Here is a 19,548-nt window from a genome sequence, read left to right as displayed (position 1 = left end):
ACTAGCGAAACAAGGGGGACAATTTACGTCCTGATTTCTCCCATACATACTCCATCAGCTGTGCGCTCATATCATAGAACATGAACGGTGTCATCAAATAGATCCCATTGAAATGGGCTGTAGCAACATCTAGCAGCTCCTTAGCGATGGCAACCCCTTCAGCTCTTCCTGCTTCCCCTTCAAGTCCCTTCATGCGGTTCCGAACTTCATCCGTAAGCTGGATGCCTGGAACCTCATTATGAAGGAACTCTGCATTACGTCCACTAGCAAGTGGCATCACACCAATAAACACGGGGATTTCCAGATGTGCTGTGGCTTCAGCGATCTTCACGATCAGTTCCTGATCATAGACAGGCTGAGTCATAATATAATCTGCACCAGAGGCAATTTTCTTCTCTAGCCGCTGCACTGCCTTATCTAAATGTTTGACATTCGGGTTAAAGGCAGCACCAATTACAAAGTTTGCTTTCTGCTTCAAAGGTTTACCAGAGAAGGAGATGCCATCATTCAACTGCTTAATCATCCGAATAATCTCAAAAGAGGTTAAATCGTAAACCGAGCTTGAGCCAGGAAGATCCCCGAATTTTGCTGGGTCTCCAGTGACCGCCAGTACATGATCAATTCCAAGCGCATCAAAACCCATCAAATGCGATTGCGTACCGATCAAATTTCGGTCCCGACAAGCAATATGTACCAGCGGACGAAGTCCCGTTTTTGCGTACACCAAATGGCCCAAGGCCATATTGCTCATCCGTGTAACAGCCAGAGAGTTATCGGCGAGCGTAAGCGCATCCGCGCCTGCTCTTCTCAACGCTTCTGCACCCTTCATGAACTTAGCAATATCCAAATCACGAGGTGGATCAAGCTCAACGATAACCGTATGACGTTCCTTTACTAGATCAACCAGATTCGGCTCACGACCATTTCTTCCCTCATCTTCGCCAAAATGCTCCTGCAAAGATACACGCTCCACAGTCGGAAGTGTCGGTTCTGGAAGTGGCTGAGGTACATAACCTTTCAATGCAGAGGAAATTTCAGCAATATGCTCCGGAGTAGTACCACAGCAGCCTCCGATAATTCTGCAACCCATGTCTGCAAAAGTCACTGCCATCTGTCCAAAATATTCAGGTGAAGCCCCATACCGGTATTCTCCGTCTACATAGTCCGCAACACCCGCATTCGGATAGACCGAGGTAGGTAAAACCAGATTACCCTGCACAGCTTTTAGCGCTCTCTTAATTCCATTTGGACCCGTATTACAGTTAAATCCGATGACATCCGCTCCGTCAGCTTCTAAAATGCGAAAAGCGTCTGGCAACGTCAGTCCATCTAATGTCCGTGCCGATTCATCCACAGCAAATTGGCAGATGACTGGGAGAGTGCTATGTTTACGTACTGTTCTTAGTGCGAGATGCAGTTCTTCGACATCATAGAAAGTTTCTAGCATAATACCGTCTACTTCTTCTTCAAGCAATGCGGTAATCTGTTGTGTGAAATACTTCTTCAACTCTGTTGATGAGAGATTTGCACGTTTACCGGCACGAATAGAGCCTACAGCACCTAGTACATAACCATTATCCCCAGCAGCTTTACGAGCGATTCTTACGCCAGCGCGATTAATTTCTTCAACCTTGGACTCCAAACCATATTTGGACAGCCTGTCAAAATTCGCTGAGAACGTGTTACTTTCTAGCAGCACCGCCCCTGCATCGATATAGCTGCGATGGACATCTTCAATAACACCTGGAGAAGTCAAATTTAATTCTTCATAGGAAATGCCAACAGGGAAACCCTTTTGATATAAATAGGTACCCATCGCTCCGTCTCCGACCAATACTTTGTTTCCCCATGCGGAACGTAAATCCGGCTTCACTGCAAGATCCTCCCTTGACACAATAGTTTCATACTAATGTATCATAAATCGGTATGGATGATAAGCTTTCACTATAAAAGATAGTAACAACATTTATACGCATTGCATGGTCACGGATTAAATACTACATACTAATAATAAATCTGTTATTTACGTAAAAAAGAAGGGATGAATCAGATGAAGAAAAAAAACAGGAAAGTGTTACTGCAAAAATATCTGATCTTAGTATTTCTGACCACGCTCTCTTTGCTTTATCTTTATTTGGTGGACTGGATGTTCGGATATGGCTTTGGGAACATTGGATATATTCTAAATTACTTACTGTATACTGCATCTGAAAAAACAACAGCCGTCTTCTTATTGCTCTGTCTGCTTGTTCCTGATATCATTTCTTGGATTCGAGGAAGTCAACCCGGTCGTGAAGCTGAAAAGTGACTTTTTATAGCGGCAATAATCACAAGAATAACCGGAATCAACACCATGAACAAAGGATAAACCGTGTATAATAATCTCCCCCCCTCATTAAGATGTTCGATAAAACTGCGAGCATTCAGCATAGAACTAAACAAAATAATTAAAGCTGACGGATAGATCATTCTCCGATAAGGAATCTTAAATAACTCCGATATGCCTATAAGCGCTGCCGCGAAAAAAACAGACATTTTGAAAAACACACCTATAATTAATACCATGACAACTAGAATGTCAACGCGTTGGATGAAATCTGATATGGAGATTTTGCTGATCGTCGGCATCAGCGGCAGTGGTGAACGTTTAATAATATCTGACCCCAGTACCGATATATTCAAAACCATAGTAAGGCTGAGGAGTAACCCCGAAACGAAAATTGCCGCGGCAATCACCCAAGGTCCTTTTTTCGTATGGTTCAAATAAGGCATAAGCATAGTAAAACAGATCATTTCACCAAATGGAAACATGTAACTCTGTTTGACTACAGAAGTTAATACAGGCTTAACACCATTCTCAAAAACGGGCTGCAGCTGTTGTAAATGTATAGACCCTGAAAACATCAGCATCATCGAGCAAAAGATACCAATCAAAATCACCAGAGCTGCAAAAACCAAAGAGGTTCTGGTGAGGACTTCTACACCTTTATGAAGCACATATGCACTGGATAATATCATCAGGGAAGAGACGATAAACAACGGCGTTTGATGCATAGTAGCCATTACCAGCATAGAGCTTCCGTCCCTTAAATCACGACCCGCCAAATTGATAAACAGAATAATGTAAAGCACCGAGATCACCGAACCCAAATATTTTCCAACTAGTTTTCGGGTATACGCAGTTAGCGGCAGCTTCGGGAACTTTCTATATAAATAGGCATATCCAGCAAAAACTACAAGACCTATTACATTTCCAATCAATATTGAAATCCATGCATCTTTCCCCGCTTCCATTCCCAGATTCACCACTAACGCTGTCCCCATTTCGAACAATAATGTTAAGGTGAAGAATTGGAGCAAACCAATTTTTATACTGCCACTATGCATATACGCCCCTCCTTTTAGCTTCATTATTACTTATTGATCTGAAAAGAATCGCTACGCATGTCGGTGTGTCTGATTACAACATCCTCTTCCACTTTAATCTCGCATGTTGCAAACATATTCTCCCAATGATCTTTGACTTTTTTCCACCCTTGTGGATTTTCACGTTCTACTATTTCCCCGAAACCTATATAGTCACTCTTTAATGCTCGGGACTTGGCTATTGCTTTCCATACTTGATCACGAATGTTTTTTTCCAGAAGCTCCGTAAGATCATTTACCACATCAGGCTTCGTCAACTCCAAAGGATTGGGCGATTCTTTTAACCCTGCTTGCTGTGTAATCTTTATCGTAAAGACTGGATGTTCAATATCCTTAGCATCAACAACGATACGAGCCTGTGAAAGATAAATATTAAAAGACAAATACTTATTCTCTCCGATAGATACGAATGCGGGCATTTGTGTAATTTTATTTTTTAAAAGCGAAGTGCCGACCGCTTCTTCTCCTTGAAGCCAACCCACCAGCTTGTCCTCTTTAAAAACTGCGATTCCTGTTACCCTCAAAGTAGCTTTCGGTTTTATCGCTTTTAAATTATCGTTCGAGTCTCTCTGCTCGATATCTCCTATGACTTCAACGCCATTAATCATCGGTCCTCCGCTTGGCATCTGAATCCCACGGACTATATCATCCACCTCCATTCGATAATTGTATCCAAACTGTTTAGAGGTAGTTTCCAGCTTTTCCACCAGATCGTTAGCTGGGATCCTTCCGAACACGGTCATAGTTGTCATACTGTCACTTGCCGGTTGCCCCTTGGAAATAAAGAGAAGGCTCGTCAGACGAGTCTCACTTTCTCTTTCCAGCACATCCATAATATCCTTAATCCCCTCCCGGGCAAATTTCTCTGAAATCACTATTACTCGAATATGCCCTAATGACAAAAATCGCGCGGTTTGCCGCGAAGCATCAGCTAAGGCTTCAAACATAGTGCGACCAGTCCCTTTATATATAGCAACAGGAGAAGTCCCCCTAGCGTTCTCACCTGAAATTTCGTCTGCAACAATAATTTGGAACGATAAGACATATTTATCTGCTTCCGTTGCCCCCCTATCAATCGCCACACCCGAGACAATCGCTCTTCTGTTTAGTTCAACGCTATCCCAGCAGCCAGTAAGCATAAGGATCATCACTAAGGCTAAACCGATTCTTATATACACTGATTGTTTATCCTTCATCAAGAGCTCCTCTCTTTTGCCTTCCTACATCATCAGCCATATCTTCGATGACAGGAGCAAGATTCTCTGGATGACTTGCGTTTATCTTCTCACCTTCCGGCGAATTTCTGCGCTTACCTTGAGTTGATGATTGATCCACACTGTGTGTCCACATAGGTAATCTTAAAAAGGTATCTTTTTGCCGCTTCACAGATAAAGGCACTATAGGTGACAAATAAGGAATACCAAATGAACGCAAGCTGTTCATATGCGCAACGAGTATAATAAGACCCAGTGTAATTCCATAAAATCCAAACATCCCGGCAAATATTAAAAAAGCAAAACGAATAAGCCTGCCCGCAATCGCCATGTTATACGAAGGTATAGCAAAACTTGCGATACCGGTCAGCGCTACCACAATAACCATAACCGGTGTGATAATTCCGGCCTCTACGACAGCCTGACCTAGAATCAGAGCACCTACAACAGAAACGGTTTGCCCCACTGCGCGAGGCATCCGCACCCCAGCCTCTCTGATGATTTCGAACGCACCTTCCATCACTATTGCCTCCACGAAGGCAGGAAAGGGGACATTCTCCCGCTGCGACAATAAATTAATCAGTAAGGTTGTCGGGATCATCTCATAGTGGAACGTGGTCAGTGCTATATATATGGAAGGTCCAAGAATTAGAATAATAAAGCTGATATACCGGATGAACAGCATTAATATAGAAATATCAAACCTTTCAGCATAATCCGATGAAGACTGAAAGAATTGTGTGAATACCGCCGGCAAAATCAAAATAAAAGGGGTTCCGTCTATAACCAGCACTACTCTACCCTCTAACAGATTAGAAGCAGCGACATCTGGGCGCTCACTGTTATTAATGGTCGGAAATGGAGTAAAGGTTTTATCCTGTATCAATTCTTCAATATACCCAGATTCCAAGATCGCATCGATTTGGATTTCATTCAGCCGTTCTCTAACCTCATTGACCAGCTTTTCATCAACGATGCCTTTAATGAACAGCATACCCACATATGTATGAGATACCTCACCAATTTTCATATACTCCAGTCTTAAATTAGGGGTCTTTAATCTCCGCCGGATTAAGGAAATATTCGTGGCTAGGGATTCTACAAAACTGTCTTTCGGGCCACGGACAACAAGCTGAGAGGACGGTTCAGTGACTGAACGTGTTTCGCCACCTTGGGTACCACACACAATGGCACTGGCATACCCGTCAATTAAAATCACTGTTTCTCCCGAAAGAATTGCAAGCAGAACCTCTTTCCAGTCCTCTTGTATCACCGCATCACCAATTTCCAAAGTGCGATTCAAAATAAACTCTATTAAACTTCCAGACGCAGGGACTTTTTCATTTATCATTTCGCTCGTTACCCCGACTAATGAACCCACGATGAATTCATCAACAACTTCTTTCTGCACTAGACCACTGAGGTAAAGAGCCGCTACCGATACAGAAGAATCTTCCCCCACTTTTAAATGGCGTATTTTTAGATCGGGACTATCTCCTAGCTCGTTTATTATTTGTTCTAACGTTTGTGTGAGAATGATCGATAATCTACCCAGCGATGGCGGAGAATCTTGTTGGCTTTTACCGGATTTATATCTTCTATTTAATCCTTTGATGTTCAACAAGATCCCTCCCTTTTGTTCTCAAGCTTGGAAGTATTATTCTCGGTTATGTCTTCCATTATTCCAATTCCAGTTCCAGCTCCAGTGTTTTCATTTATACAAAACAAAAAACGGCAATCCAAGAACGATCTCTTAGACTGCCGTTTATTCCAATGATATGATTCGAAAATAGAAATCTTTAAAGAGCCACACTGCCTGTGAATACAACTTCAGCCGGTCCCGTCATATACACATGGTTATCCTCTTCATTCCATTCAATGTAGAGATCACCACCCTTTAGACTAATCCAAGCCGCTCGGTCTGTCAGACCGTTCAGCACAGAAGACACTAGAGTTGCGCAGGCTCCAGTCCCACAGGCTAAGGTTGGTCCAGCTCCACGTTCCCATACCCGCATATCTACTCGGCCTCGATTCAGAACCGTCGCGAATTCAACGTTAACCTTTCTTGGAAACAATGGATGCACTTCTAGTTTCGGCCCCCATGTCGCAAGATCAAAGGCTACGGCATCCTCGACATATATAACGCAATGAGGATTACCCATAGACACTGCAGTAAACTTAAATACGGTTCCGTCTGATTCAATCGGCTCTGAGAGCACTGGTTCTGCATCAATCGCTACCGGAATTTGAAGTCCGGACAATACAGGTTCACCCATATCCACCGTTACTGTTTCAACTACACCGTCTTTCACATTCAAGGTAACCTTTTGTTCTCCGGCACCAATCGTTTCTATAACAATCTGCTCGGAGTTCACCAAGCCATGCTCGTAGACATATTTGGAGACACATCGAATGGCGTTTCCGCACTGCTCCGCTTCCGAACCATCAGAGTTCATAATGCGCATCATAAAATCGCCACGTTCAGACGGCAGGATGTAGACAAGTCCGTCCGCACCAATTCCGAAGAACCGATTGCATAGTGTTATAGCAAGTTCCGCTGCATTGCTCGGAAGCTCTTGCTCACCAAAAACTACGATGAAGTCATTACCAAGGCCGTGCATTTTTGTGAATTCCATTAAACGTCCACTCCTAAAGGTTATGTTATGTTAGCATTCGCTTAAGCTTAATGATCTGTGTAATATAGCCCAGCGCACGTATACGAGCTGTTAACTGCAACAAGTATACCTTTAGGAATGGAGCATTAGTATTGACTTTATGCTGAAATTTTTGTACTTTTTATCATTGAATTACTGCCGCTACGTCCTTTGTTACGTTTACCACCCCAAACACTTCCGGCACCCATCAAGAAGGTCGGGATCCCCGCTGTCACAAATACTAGACACCATTCGCGGAAATTAAGCGGCACCGTTTTGAAGACAGGCTGGAGAAAGGGTACGTACATCACAGCCAGCATCAGAATTACGGATGACAATACTGCAAGAACCAGGTACTTATTCTGGAACGGATTTCGATGGAACACCGAACGGGAACTGCGGCAATCAAAGACGTGAATCAACTGAGCCATAACGAGTGTCGCAAAAGCTACGGACTGTGCTCGAATCAGCTGCGCTGGATTCTCTGGTGCCACTCGTAAGGTTAGCCAAAATGCACCTAACGTACATAAACCGATTAAAAAACCACGGCTTATGATCTTCCAGCCTAAACGGCGGGCAAAAATATTTTCCTTCGCACCACGCGGTTTATGCTCCATCAAATCCTTCTCGGGCTGGTCAACACCAAGCGCCATCGCTGGAAGTCCGTCTGTCACCAGATTGACCCATAAAATTTGAATAGGCACTAACGGCAGAGGCAGACCGAGCATCATCGCAAAGAACATGGTCAAGATCTCTCCTACATTCGATGCGAGCAGGTAACGAATGAACTTACGAATGTTCTCATAGATGTTTCTACCCTCTTCAATAGCGGCAACAATGGTTGAAAAGTTATCATCCCCTAAAACGAGTGAAGATGCTTCCTTGGTCACATCTGTACCGGTGATCCCCATAGAAATACCTATATCTGCTGCTTTAATCGCTGGCGCATCATTGACTCCGTCTCCGGTCATAGCCACAACATGACCCCGGCGCTGCAAAGACTTCACGATACGAAGCTTATGCTCAGGAGATACGCGGGCGAATACAAACACATTATCCGATACTTTATCCAGCTCATCATCATCCATCCGAGTCAGTTGAGCCCCTGTCAGTACCGTGCCCCCACGTTGTAAAATTCCTAATTGATGCGCAATGGCCTCTGCAGTTGTTCCGTGGTCCCCGGTAATCATTACAGTCTTAATCCCTGCTCGGCGTGTGATGCTAATGGCATCACGAACTTCACGCCGCGGTGGATCAATCATTCCAGCCAATCCGATAAAGACGAGTTGGCTTTCTGCATCTTTTTCACTATTTACATGTTCACTTGGGCGCATATCACGATAAGCCATACCTAGTACACGAAGCGCGCCCGAGGCCATTTGCTCATTCGCTTCAAGCACCTTCTGCCGTAAAGTTGGCGTTAAAGGCTCCACACCGCCCTCCCAGAGCATATAAGAACAGCGATTAAGCAGTACATCAGGCGCGCCTTTCGTACATACCATTCGTCCTCCGGGATGACCAATAATCACTGACATTAACTTCCGCTCGGAATCAAAAGGAAATTCCTTCTCCCGGGAGTAAGTGACGGCTAACGTCTGGGCGGTTAAACCCATCTTCCCTGAAAGTGCCACAAGCGCTCCTTCGGTTGGATCTCCCTTGAGTTCCCAGATGGACGAGCTGTCAGATGACTTATCAACGACAATATCCTTATCCTTTCCTTTACGCTTACCCCTTACTTCGGCAGGAAAGGTCTCGATAATCTCCGCATTACTGCACAAAGCACCAACCTGTAGCATCCGTCGTAAACTTTGATCATTTTTGAGATCAACAGGCTTCCCTTTCTCCAGAACCTGTCCGTTCGGAGCATAACCTTCACCTGTTACATCAAGCCCACGTCCACCCGTCCACAATCGGGTCACCGTCATTTTGTTCTGAGTCAATGTTCCCGTCTTGTCCGAACAGATTACGGATGCACAGCCCAAGGTTTCGACCGAAGGCAATTTACGAACGATGGCCTTACGTTTTATCATCCTTTGAACGCCCAGTGCAAGTGCAATAGTTACAATGGCTGGAAGCCCTTCGGGAATCGCAGCGACTGCCAAGCTTACCCCAGCCAAGAACATAGCTGTGGCAGGCTGTCCATGTAAAATACCGGCGGCTACAACCACAATCGTTAAACCTAGTGATACATAGATCAAAATTTTCCCTAACTGTTCGAGCCGATGCTGAAGCGGGGTCTCCTGAGATTCCGTATTTTGGATCAGATCTGCAATCTTACCCATCTCTGTGTTCATGCCCGTTCGAACCACGATAGCTTTACCAGTCCCCCTGGTTACCATTGTGCCCATGAACCCGAGATTCTTTTGATCGCCAAGCGGAATCTCTTCTGCGTGGATCACATCCGAATGCTTCGAGACAGGCAATGATTCCCCAGTAAGCGCGGATTCCTCCACATATAAAGAACTGCAATCCAGCCATCGTATGTCCGCAGGAATTCGATCACCGCTCTCCAGCAAGACAATATCACCAGGGACTAACATCTTGGCTGGAATTACCTCGCTATTCCCCCCGCGCAGCACTTTGGCAGAAGGTGCGGAGAGCTGTTTTAAAGCTCTTAGCGAACGTTCGGCGCGAAACTCCTGGACAAACCCAAGGGCTCCGTTGAGAAGGATAATTGCGATGATCGTGATGGCATCCAAATATTCGCCAAGCAAGCCGGACACGAGCGTCGCACCCATGAGCACAAGCACCATGAAATCCTTAAACTGGTTCAACAGCAGGGTAAACGGGGATACCGTCTTTCCTTCGGACAGCTCGTTAAACCCATTTTGCTTCCGTCGCTCCGCGGCATCCTCTCCACTGAGGCCCGTCCTCGGATGGACATTGAACATTTTCTGCAGCTCTTCTGCACCGAGCCGGTGCCAACTGTTTTGTTCCATGACTTTTCTTTCCCTCCCGGTCGTTTCTTGACTTCCGGCGGCGCACAGCTTTTCCACCTGTTCATGACCAAGTGTATTCAAGGTCGTCCAATAATATCACCGCTTAACCAATTCCCCTTTTGCACGAATGTCCCAAAGTATGGCATCATAGAGAGGTAAGCTTTAACGACCTCGTCGTTCTTATAAGGACGGTAAGGGTTTAAGCGAGAAATATAAGGGATAAAGTAATGTATGAAACTTATACTTTCTTATATTTCCAGAAATTCATTTCACGTCGACAGGAGAACTTTATCATGGCATTAGACGGCATTGTTACCCGAGCTATCGTGCACGAACTGCAATCATTCATCGGTGCGCGCATAGGCAAAATATATCAACCGAATAATCACGATCTTATCTTCAACCTGCGGGGTGCAGGCGGCGGTGGCAAGCTATTGCTCTCTGCTAATCCGACATATCCGCGTCTGCATCTTACAGAAAGAAGCAGCATAAACCCATCAGAAGCCCCTATGTTCTGCATGCTCATGCGTAAGCATTGTGAAGGTGGGGCTATCGAGAGTATCACTCAGGTAGGCATGGAACGAATTATTCACATAAACGTTAAGACTAGAGATGAGCTCGGAGACGTCTCCGCCAAAAAGATCATCATAGAGCTCATGGGACGTCACAGTAATATCATCCTTACAGATCTTAGCACTAGTACGATCATAGACGGCATTCATCATGTTACTCCATCGATCAGCAGCTACCGGATTGTAATGCCCGGCGTCGCTTACACAGAGCCTCCCCAGCAGCATAAGCTGAACCCTCTGGAAATTGACAAAGAGCAATTTCTCAATTTAATCTCGGCTGCTGAAGAAGCCGCTTTACTGGAAGATGATGCGAAGGAGAGCGAACCGGAAGAAATCATAGAAGGCGAACTGGCTAATCTGATTACAAAAGAAGAAGTTGAGCAAAAACCAGACGGCTCAGGCGGTCCCTCCCCATCGGCTGACCCTGTAGGCTGGATGGTGCACGCCTTCAGCGGAATGAGCCCACTTGTTGCCGGAGAGATTGCTCTGCGCCTCAGAAATGACCTGGCGGCAGGCGGTACACAGGGATCTACAGCAGAATTTCCAACAAAATTATGGGACAGCTTCCAATCTGTTATGGGACCCGTACATCGTTGCGAATTCTCTCCAGTTTCAGGTGCGAATGCGAAAGGAAAAATGATATTCTCCGCGATTCCTTTAACTCTATTGGGTGAAAATGCGAAGACATACAACTCGATCAGTGAGTGCATGGAGGACTATTACGGGGATAAAGCCGAACGTGATACGGTGAAACAACGGGTCAGTGATTTGATCCGATTCCTGAGCAACGAAAGAAGTAAAAATGTTAAGAAGCTTGCCAATCTGCAGAAGGATCTAGACGAAGCGCAGGACGCAGATCGCTATCGCATTTGGGGTGAGCTGCTGTTCGCGTCATTACATGTCGTGTCCAAAGGAGATAAAGAAGCCTCATTGGTCAATTATTATGACGAAAATCAGGCTGAAATGGTCATTCCACTCGATCCTTTATTAAGCCCATCGGATAACGCACAACGTTATTTTAAAAAGTACAACAAATATAAGAACAGCCTTCTAGTCATTAATGAGCAGTTGATTAAGACCCATGAGGAAATCACCTACATGGAAAGTTTACTTCAGCAGCTTGCTCATGCCTCATTGAATGATATTGAGGAGATCCGCGACGAGCTTGTAAGTCAAGGATATTTACGCGACAGAAGCAAAAAAGGAAAGAAGAAGAAAAAAGCAACCAGACCTACATTGCAAGTCTTCACCTCGTCTGAAGGCATCGACATTTATGTCGGAAAAAACAATTTACAGAACGAATACGTCACCAACCGACTGGCTTCACCCAATGACACTTGGCTGCATACCAAGGATATCCCTGGCTCTCATGTGGTCATCCGAAGTGAAGAGTTTGGGGATGCCACCCTGGAAGAAGCAGCCCAGATTGCGGCTTATTTCAGCCAGGCGAAGCAGTCAAGCAGTGTACCTGTAGACTGCACGCTGATCCGCCATGTCCGTAAACCAAGTGGCTCCAAACCCGGATTTGTGATCTATGATCATCAGAAGACGTTGTTTGTCACACCGGATGAGGATCGAATTAAGCGACTTCCCAATACTTTGAGAAGCTAAACAACAAAAAGAACCGGTTGTCGTCCTGGTATGGATGACAACCGGTTTTCTTTTTTCAGTGTATTATGTGCAACTGAATGAACTTAGTTTTAACGTAACATGCCAGCAACCTTCTTCAACTGCTCCAACACTTCAACAGATACCGTAACACTACCGATATCTCCGTGAAAAACAACCCCTTGGCGGGCACCGTGAAAATCCGAACCACCAGTTATAATCAGGTCATACTGTTCAGCCATTGTTAGGTAACGCTCTGAATCAGCGGGTTCGTGATCCGAATGATAGACCTCAATCCCTTTAAAAGTCCCCCGCTCCACAATTTCTCGTACTAGCTGATCATCACCGTATAAGCCTGGATGTGCCAATACTGGAGACCCACCCGCCTCTATAATCCAATCACAGGCTTCCTCGGGCGTGATTCGTGGAGGCGACACGTAAGCTGCTGCACCTTCGGCTAAATACTTATTGAACGCATCTCTCATATCCGTAGCTGCTCCAAGACGAACAAGCTCATCAGCAATATGTGGTCGACCAATACTCTCATCAGGCTTCAGTTCCCGTCCAATCCCAGCGACAACTGCCTCAAGCGTAATTTCAATCCCAAGTCCACGTAATTTAGAGATGATCGCCTCATTCCTTAGTGCCCGGGTTTCTCTTAGCCCTTCCAAACGGGAAAGAAACAACTCATTTGCTGGATCTATGTAGTATCCAAGGACGTGAATATCTTTTCCTCCAGCACGAGTGCTGATCTCTACACCCGGTACAACAGTGATTCCGTACTTCTCTCCTGCTTCGAGAGCTTCCTTCACACCAGCCACAGTATCATGATCCGTAATGGCAACTGCGATTAGTCCCTTCTCTTTAGCGAGACGTACATTTTCCTTCGGTGGCTGCATGCCATCAGAGGCTTGAGTATGCGTGTGAAGATCACATCGTGCGGCGTCAATATTCTCCATTCTGTCGCCCTTCAGTTCATCCACTCTAGTTTCATTCTCCATTTCTATCACCTCTACCGCTAGTTTCTAAGTTTCCTGCCTCTGGTCATATAACTTTAGTTATCATTCGAATGCTCGCGCAGAAAAGTCAAGAACGTCACCGCAGAAATTGGCAGCAGTGTCGATTTTAGATGAATGGCGTAGAATTGTCTTTTAAATGAGGCATCCGAGATATTCACGATTTTCAGTAGTCCAAGCGCAACCTCATGTTTAACAGAAGAAGTCGAGATAATAGTAACCCCAAGACCCGCCTCCACTGCCGACTTCACAGCCCCCGTACTACCAAGCTCCATCACTATTTTCATTGATCCCGGATCAAGCCCCTTCGAGAACAGCTGTTCTTCCATCACACGCCGCGTTCCCGAGCCCTGCTCACGCAGGACGAAGGGATGCTGAAGCACATCCTCCAAAGTGACCTCTTGCTGCTCTGCAAGCGGATGATCATGGGGCACAATCAACTTCAATTCATCCCCCATCACCGGCTCAATCACCATATCAGGATGTGTTACCGACGCTTCAATTAAACCAAAATTCAACTGATGTTTTAGGATTTCCTCCATAATCTGCGAGGTATTCATAACTTTCATCATGATTGAAATGTTCGGATATTGCTTTCCAAAAGGACCTAAGAGCCGTGGCAGCACATACTCCCCAATGGTAAGGCTTGCCCCAAGCTGCAAGCGCCCTTCCAACATATGCGTAAACGCCGACATCGCTTGATCTGTCTCACGCATCAATTGAATACTGCGCAGCGCGTATGGCATTAACGTATGACCTGCTTCGGAGAGCACGATTTTTTTGGTAGAACGATTGAAGAGTTTGGTTCCAAAATAATCCTCCAGCGCCTGTACTTGCATGGTCACTGCCGGTTGAGTCATATGTAATGTCTGTGCCGCTGCCGAGAAGCTCCCTCGCTCTAAGACAGTATAAAAAATATGTAATTGATGAAAGTTCATGCTCTGCAACTCCTTGTGCTATCTATAAAAGAATCTTAAGGATTCAGTACGATATGAAGCTTATAAAAGCTTATTTTCAAAAAGGACATGCAGCCAACGCCGCATGCCTCCTGTCTGTTCTTTATACACTATTTGCGTTTACGCTTCTTCTTCGTTAGCTTAGTGCGGCGGGAATTGCGCAGCAGCGAAAAGTAAGTTTTTAAATCTCTCAACTGAGGTGTCGCAGAGATTCTCCCAAGAAACGAAACGATGATCATAGAATATAATGGCTGACCTGAAATATCTTTTTCACCTATCAATTCCGTGAACTCAGCGATTACTACAGAGTCATCGTCAATTAAATACGCGTTAAAATCACTGTCTGAAAAGGGCTTGAGCCGATTCTGCATCAGGCATTGCCACATCCATGCGGCGACCTCTTCGTCATTGCTTACACCTTTACTGATCCGGTCCAAATAACGACTCTTCGCATGATTTGTTATAACGATGTCAGCGACCCTGTAGTCGTTCAGCATGATGTGGAAGGGCTCGTAAGAGCTGGGCCAATCCGTCCCTTTGTTGCGCATCATCATCACACTCCACCATAAGGGTCTTTGTATGTACTTAATGTTGTCATCTTACCTCATTGCTGAAAGTTGTACAAGTTCCATACCACGGTAGAAACCGTGTTCGCTCCAGATCAGAGCATAAAAAAACAGGTGCTACTTAAGCACCTGTTCATCTCCAAGAATTACATACCGTAATTACGGGACTTGTCCGGCCCATTACTAGTATACTCTGTCTTAATTTCGTTACGATAGGATCTTTCGATCTTACGAACGTAGGAGAGTCTGCGGACATTCTTCATAACTTCCTCGGCACGTTCTGCATTTACATACATCACTGCATAATGCATTTTCCGAGAAACATAATGTAATGTTCCGTATTTTTCAAGGTTACGTGCCGCTTTAACGTCACTTACCCAAATGATGTATCCTGTCCGTTCCGCAAACATAAGCTAAACCGCCTTTCTCTCTCTAAATCCTAAGGGAAGCTTATCCGCAGGAGCATTTTCCCCCGCTACCGCATCCACCTTTAGGGGAAGGATCATTGCTTGGTACTTTAATGCTATCCGATACTGAAAAAGCAATCGCTTCCGACATAGAATGCAGAATGTCATCAAGAGTCATCTCTGCCAGCTTAAAACGAGCAACCTCTTCAAACTTCTCCAATTCCGCTTCTACTGCCGAAACCTCATCCTTCGCTGAATGATAATTCGGATGAAAATGTCCGAATCGCTGTGTTTCTTCAAACAGCTCCTTCTTGGCTTGAAGTTGTTTGACCATGGCCTGAATTTCCGGGTTCGAATCAACCCGTCCTTTCCAGTATAAGTAATCCGACACTTCAGCGGATTGATTAATCATATCGCCTAATTCATAGGCGTATGTCAGCACTTCAGTCATATCGACCGTATTTAATTCCGCTACGCTCATGAACTCAGCTCTTTTCTACGTTAATGTTCTACCGAATTCAGTAGACTTTTCTATCATACCATAATCACTCGCTTCAGCAGAAGAGGAATTTCTTCGTCTTTTGGGAATTACTAACTTCATTTCCTTCCAATCTTCAGGAGTCAGCTCTATTTCCTCAACCGTTTCACCATCGTTATACAGCAGATACCCTTCCACTTTCCAAGGATTACCTTTTATTCTGGAGGGAATGAAATCTAACATTTGGTCCTTTAAGGAAAACCGCACCTTAATTCCCCATTTCAGCCCTTGCTCCATTACTTTCTGAGCGGTTGAGCTATGATAATGGCGCCATTCCTTGCTCCAGATCTGTGGCACATTTTCTCCACCTAATAAGATATCTTCCTCCTGCTCAGGAGAAATTACAGGTAGGTTTAAAAAGGGATTCCCTCTGTCGAGTAGCCTAAGTTCAACATTTAGTACTGGAAGTGAATACAACTCTGGCTCGGTTTCGGTTGCTTGATGAAATGAAGACCAATCAGTGTCCACCTCTTCCTCACGTTCTCCAATCATCCTGGAAGGGGCCAATCCTGCTAAGAACAGCTCCTTACGCATCTGCTCCACAGATTCCGGAGCTACAAGGAAATGAAGCGGTCCAATACGTTTAAGGCTACCTTGCAGTCGCGGATGGGCGGCAATAACCGCTCCGTCCTCCTCCGTCTGGCAAGTCAACAGAATCACTTCAGAGAGTGATGTTCGACCAATGCTCTTTCCCCATTGCTCTAAAGACAGCTCCACCACAGATGGCAGACCACCCAGTGCATGTTCTTTAATCCAAGCTATCGCTTCTTCTGGAGGCATCCCTCGTTCTGATGCATGCACTAGCATCTCACGAGTCAGCCGGAAGCTCCACATCGTATCTGTTTGCAGAAGTTCAGCGCATTCAGCTAAAACCCAGCGCACAGTATAGAGAACATCAGGTGGAATCAGGACTTCAAAATCGGGCTGCACAATAAACTGGTCATTCGAATGCTCTGACACAGAATCAGGGAAGGACTCGCTACTGTACAACAGCTTCGGTTTTGAAGCAGTCCAGCGAAAACACTGGATACCCTCAGGCGTGCTCCCCAGTTCACACCATCCAAAGCCTGTTAGACAACGAAGCCAGTTCAAGCTTGATTGTTCCAGCTCTTTTCGGGTAACTGTTCCAGTTAAATTCATTTCTGCCATCCAGTCCAGAAGCTCAGGCAACGCTGTCCATTTCTCTGATATAAAAGCATTGCCGGATATTAAATAGCGAAAATGCTGATCGGCAGGCCCAATGCTTCCAAAACGATGAATACCAATCCCATACAGGATGTCAGTCATTCTTGTCTCAGGAAGTTGCAACCAACGTCTCAGCATATCCTTGTCAAGTCTATAGCCGGTTTTCAGTCTGGTAATAAGCCCAAGACACAACATAATATCTACTACAAGAGCCGCTGACAGAGCATCCATTTCATTCGATGGAGCGCCCATAGAGAGCCCCGCTAAATGCTTTTCCTGAAAAGAAAGCTGAGACGCTAAACGATTTAAATTCTTTTTATGAATAATTCCCTTAGCGGTTAAAGGTAAGCCTTCACGAGCGGTGAACAGCAAAGCCCGAAACAGATCTACTGCCAGTCCAGCACCCGCCTCCATGGATAGATTCACTGAATAACCCTCAATAAACTTAGGTTGGTATGGGAAGAATTCTTGCTCTAGAGCTGATAGTTGTTCAACAGGAATCTGATACAGCTTCTCCCCCAATATTTTATGCCTCGCAGTTAACAGTCCTGCGCGCCGCAGTTCATTCATTGCAAGCTTTTGCTCTGCCCGGCAGAGCGACGCAGGACGCAAACGCTCTTCTTTCCCCTCGTCAAAAGGCTGGGACGCGTGAGCAGCACATAATCGCTTTAAGACCTCTAAGGCTTCCGCTGATAGCTGGTTCAATGGATCGTTAGCCCCTTTCTGTTCGGCACCATTTTAACGACATATTCATACCCCTGTTCTGTCAAAAACATCCGGCGGCGCATAGCGAAATCCTGCTCCCGGCTATCTTCAGATACCAGCGAATAGAAGTACGCCTTGTTCTCACCCGCCTTCGGACGCAAGATTCGTCCCAAACGCTGGGCCTCCTCCTGCCTGGATCCAAAAGCTCCTGAAACCTCAATAGCAATCGTCGCGTCTGGCAAATTCACCGCAAAATTCGCTACTTTAGAGACAACAAGCACCTGTATTATTCCCTCGTTAAAAGCTGCATACAACTCATCTCTTTCCCGCTGCTTCGTTTTACCCGTAATCAAAGGTGCACCGATCTTGTCTGCCAGTTCAATTAATTGGTCGAGATACTGTCCAATAACCAGAACCGATGATCCCTGATGAGCTTTTAGAAGCTCGACTATAACCTCAGCTTTTGCAGGATTGCATGAGGCCATACGAAATTTCTCTTTCGCTTCAGCATACAAATACTTCTGTCTCAGCTCAGAGCTCATCGGTACGATCATCTCGACACATTCTACCTCTGCAATCCAGCCCTGCTGCTCCAGCTCCTTCCAAGGCATGTCATAACGCTTGGGCCCGATCAATGAGAATACGTCCCCTTCCTTCCCGTCTTCTCTAACCAGAGTTGCAGTGAGACCTAGTCTTCTAGTTGCCTGAATATCTGCTGTAGCCCGGAAGACTGGAGCTGGAAGCAGATGAACTTCATCATAAATAATCAAACCCCAGTTGCGTTCATTGAACAGCTTCATATGGAGAAAAGGACCGCCTTTGGATTGACGGTGCGTTAATATCTGATAGGTAGCTATAGTAACAGGCCGCACTTCTCTTTTTTCACCGGAGTATTCACCAATAGACTCATCATCCAAATCGGTTCGCTCAAGCAGCTCGTCTACCCATTGTCTTACCGAAGTTGTATTTGAAGTTAAGATCAGTGTTTCGCATTGTAGACTTTCAAGAACGGCCAATCCCACTACCGTCTTACCTGCTCCACAAGGCAACACAACTACCCCGCTGCCCCCCTGCCCTTCTATGCCTTGAAACATCTGAACAGCCTCCTGCTGATATTCACGCAGTCCAAAAGCTTCACCTTTCGCTCCATCCTTTACGTGATCTTTAGAATCCTTCCAGGCCAAACTTAGAGCTTGTCCGACATGATAACCAGCATAATCCAGTACAGGATAGCCTAGTCTTATCAGTTCTTGCTTTAAAAGCCCTCTGTTCTCCGCACGGCATGAGCTTTCTAGTGAATTTATTCTCTGCAAACCTAACGCCTTTAGACCTGATTCATTAACTAGTCCATTCAGAATTTCAGCTGTCTCAGCCTTAAGCGTAATGATCTCATTCGTAGTCTCCTGACCGTGAAGGGTAAGCTTCCCATACCTAGAGAGAAGAGCTGCGATCTCATCCTCCAGCCCCGCAGGAACACCCCAGCGCGCGAGTTGATGCAGACTTAAAATAATCGTTTCAGCTGTATAATTAAGCGCTGCTGCATTCCATAATGATAATGGAGTGATTCTATAGGTGTGATAAGCCGGGGGACTCTTTACGAGCTCTGCAAAGGTTCCTAGTTCTTTTCTTGCCTTCTCAAAACCAGGATGTGCACATTCCAGTAAAACCGTCCGATCCCTTCGCACAATGCAAGCCCCTGTTTCATTCATAACGTTCCCTCCCCAATCATTCGTTTTATTCAAGCTTGCGCTATGTAATCTGC

Annotated in this window: 15 protein-coding genes; 2 read left to right on the top strand and 13 right to left on the bottom strand. The window is 45.4% G+C overall.

From position 1 onward, the window contains the following. Window position 1: 1 nt before the first annotated feature. Window positions 2-1,873: a bifunctional homocysteine S-methyltransferase/methylenetetrahydrofolate reductase gene (locus ACN6KS_RS12060; RefSeq protein WP_094868537.1), complete on the bottom strand. Its 1,872-nt coding sequence runs from the start codon at window positions 1,871-1,873 to the stop codon at window positions 2-4. A 177-nt stretch (window positions 1,874-2,050) separates the two neighbouring features. Between ACN6KS_RS12060 and ACN6KS_RS12055 the strand changes: the two genes are divergently transcribed. Beyond that, a complete protein-coding gene (locus tag ACN6KS_RS12055; RefSeq protein WP_094868536.1) occupies window positions 2,051-2,308 on the top strand; it encodes a hypothetical protein in 258 nt (85 codons plus the stop codon). Here the strand turns inward: ACN6KS_RS12055 and ACN6KS_RS12050 are convergent. From ACN6KS_RS12050 to ACN6KS_RS12030, 5 genes are all read right to left on the bottom strand, one after another. Further along, window positions 2,281-3,387 carry a GerAB/ArcD/ProY family transporter gene (locus tag ACN6KS_RS12050; RefSeq protein ID WP_440962088.1) on the bottom strand — a complete coding sequence of 369 codons (1,107 nt, stop codon included), beginning with the start codon at window positions 3,385-3,387 and terminating at the stop codon, window positions 2,281-2,283. The two genes, ACN6KS_RS12055 and ACN6KS_RS12050, sit on opposite strands and share 28 nt — an antisense overlap. Before the next feature lie 26 nt (window positions 3,388-3,413). Next, window positions 3,414-4,622: a Ger(x)C family spore germination protein gene (locus ACN6KS_RS12045; protein WP_440962087.1), complete on the bottom strand. Its 1,209-nt coding sequence runs from the start codon at window positions 4,620-4,622 to the stop codon at window positions 3,414-3,416. Next, window positions 4,612-6,261 (bottom strand): spore germination protein, encoded by a 1,650-nt coding sequence (locus ACN6KS_RS12040; RefSeq protein WP_440962086.1) that lies wholly within the window; start codon window positions 6,259-6,261, stop codon window positions 4,612-4,614. Before ACN6KS_RS12040 ends, ACN6KS_RS12045 begins: the two co-directional genes overlap by 11 nt. Window positions 6,262-6,439: 178 nt before the next feature. Further along, window positions 6,440-7,276 carry a diaminopimelate epimerase gene (gene dapF / locus ACN6KS_RS12035; protein ID WP_094868532.1) on the bottom strand — a complete coding sequence of 279 codons (837 nt, stop codon included), beginning with the start codon at window positions 7,274-7,276 and terminating at the stop codon, window positions 6,440-6,442. A 137-nt stretch (window positions 7,277-7,413) separates the two neighbouring features. After that, the gene (locus tag ACN6KS_RS12030) at window positions 7,414-10,233 is read right to left on the bottom strand and encodes a calcium-translocating P-type ATPase, SERCA-type (RefSeq protein WP_440962085.1); all 2,820 of its coding nucleotides are present in this window, start codon (window positions 10,231-10,233) and stop codon (window positions 7,414-7,416) included. A 293-nt stretch (window positions 10,234-10,526) separates the two neighbouring features. On the opposite strand from ACN6KS_RS12030, the gene ACN6KS_RS12025 reads away from it, so the two are divergent. Next, window positions 10,527-12,416: an Rqc2 family fibronectin-binding protein gene (locus ACN6KS_RS12025; RefSeq protein ID WP_094868530.1), complete on the top strand. Its 1,890-nt coding sequence runs from the start codon at window positions 10,527-10,529 to the stop codon at window positions 12,414-12,416. 89 nt (window positions 12,417-12,505) lie between these two features. On the opposite strand, the gene ACN6KS_RS12020 is transcribed toward ACN6KS_RS12025, so the two are convergent. The 7 genes from ACN6KS_RS12020 to ACN6KS_RS11990 all read right to left on the bottom strand — a co-directional run bounded on the left by ACN6KS_RS12020 (window position 12,506) and on the right by ACN6KS_RS11990 (window position 19,495). Beyond that, window positions 12,506-13,414 (bottom strand): PHP domain-containing protein, encoded by a 909-nt coding sequence (locus tag ACN6KS_RS12020; protein WP_440962084.1) that lies wholly within the window; start codon window positions 13,412-13,414, stop codon window positions 12,506-12,508. A gap of 53 nt (window positions 13,415-13,467) precedes the next feature. Beyond that, window positions 13,468-14,367 carry a selenium metabolism-associated LysR family transcriptional regulator gene (locus ACN6KS_RS12015; RefSeq protein ID WP_440962083.1) on the bottom strand — a complete coding sequence of 300 codons (900 nt, stop codon included), beginning with the start codon at window positions 14,365-14,367 and terminating at the stop codon, window positions 13,468-13,470. 128 nt (window positions 14,368-14,495) lie between these two features. After that, a complete protein-coding gene (locus ACN6KS_RS12010) occupies window positions 14,496-14,933 on the bottom strand; it encodes a hypothetical protein (RefSeq protein WP_094868656.1) in 438 nt (145 codons plus the stop codon). A gap of 164 nt (window positions 14,934-15,097) precedes the next feature. Next, a complete protein-coding gene (locus ACN6KS_RS12005; protein WP_042126853.1) occupies window positions 15,098-15,361 on the bottom strand; it encodes a YlbG family protein in 264 nt (87 codons plus the stop codon). Between the two features lie 40 nt (window positions 15,362-15,401). Further along, window positions 15,402-15,839 carry a YlbF family regulator gene (locus ACN6KS_RS12000; protein WP_094868528.1) on the bottom strand — a complete coding sequence of 146 codons (438 nt, stop codon included), beginning with the start codon at window positions 15,837-15,839 and terminating at the stop codon, window positions 15,402-15,404. 15 nt (window positions 15,840-15,854) lie between these two features. Beyond that, a complete protein-coding gene (locus ACN6KS_RS11995; protein WP_440962082.1) occupies window positions 15,855-17,786 on the bottom strand; it encodes a helicase-associated domain-containing protein in 1,932 nt (643 codons plus the stop codon). Then, window positions 17,783-19,495, bottom strand: a complete 1,713-nt coding sequence (locus ACN6KS_RS11990; RefSeq protein ID WP_440962081.1) for a DNA repair helicase XPB — start codon at window positions 19,493-19,495, stop codon at window positions 17,783-17,785. The genes ACN6KS_RS11995 and ACN6KS_RS11990 overlap by 4 nt, the downstream gene beginning before the upstream one ends. Window positions 19,496-19,548 lie beyond the last annotated feature (53 nt).

This window comes from Paenibacillus nitricinens (genome assembly GCF_052056485.1).
Taxonomy (GTDB): domain Bacteria; phylum Bacillota; class Bacilli; order Paenibacillales; family Paenibacillaceae; genus Paenibacillus_AQ; species Paenibacillus_AQ nitricinens.
This window is presented reverse-complemented; position numbering and strand designations above follow the sequence as displayed.

Bases quoted from the DNA above. Each gene is read 5' to 3' on its own strand.
- ACN6KS_RS12020 (WP_440962084.1), bottom strand. From the start codon at position 13,414: ATGGAGAATGAAACTAGAGTGGATGAACTGAAGGGCGACAGAATGGAG.
- ACN6KS_RS12015 (WP_440962083.1), bottom strand. From the start codon at position 14,367: ATGAACTTTCATCAATTACATATTTTTTATACTGTCTTAGAGCGAGGG.
- ACN6KS_RS12055 (WP_094868536.1), top strand. From the start codon at position 2,051: ATGAAGAAAAAAAACAGGAAAGTGTTACTGCAAAAATATCTGATCTTA.
- ACN6KS_RS11990 (WP_440962081.1), bottom strand. From the start codon at position 19,495: ATGAATGAAACAGGGGCTTGCATTGTGCGAAGGGATCGGACGGTTTTA.
- ACN6KS_RS12010 (WP_094868656.1), bottom strand. From the start codon at position 14,933: ATGCGCAACAAAGGGACGGATTGGCCCAGCTCTTACGAGCCCTTCCAC.
- dapF (WP_094868532.1), bottom strand. From the start codon at position 7,276: ATGGAATTCACAAAAATGCACGGCCTTGGTAATGACTTCATCGTAGTT.
- ACN6KS_RS12025 (WP_094868530.1), top strand. From the start codon at position 10,527: ATGGCATTAGACGGCATTGTTACCCGAGCTATCGTGCACGAACTGCAA.
- ACN6KS_RS12030 (WP_440962085.1), bottom strand. From the start codon at position 10,233: ATGGAACAAAACAGTTGGCACCGGCTCGGTGCAGAAGAGCTGCAGAAA.
- ACN6KS_RS12045 (WP_440962087.1), bottom strand. From the start codon at position 4,622: ATGAAGGATAAACAATCAGTGTATATAAGAATCGGTTTAGCCTTAGTG.
- ACN6KS_RS12005 (WP_042126853.1), bottom strand. From the start codon at position 15,361: ATGTTTGCGGAACGGACAGGATACATCATTTGGGTAAGTGACGTTAAA.
- ACN6KS_RS12050 (WP_440962088.1), bottom strand. From the start codon at position 3,387: ATGCATAGTGGCAGTATAAAAATTGGTTTGCTCCAATTCTTCACCTTA.
- ACN6KS_RS12000 (WP_094868528.1), bottom strand. From the start codon at position 15,839: ATGAGCGTAGCGGAATTAAATACGGTCGATATGACTGAAGTGCTGACA.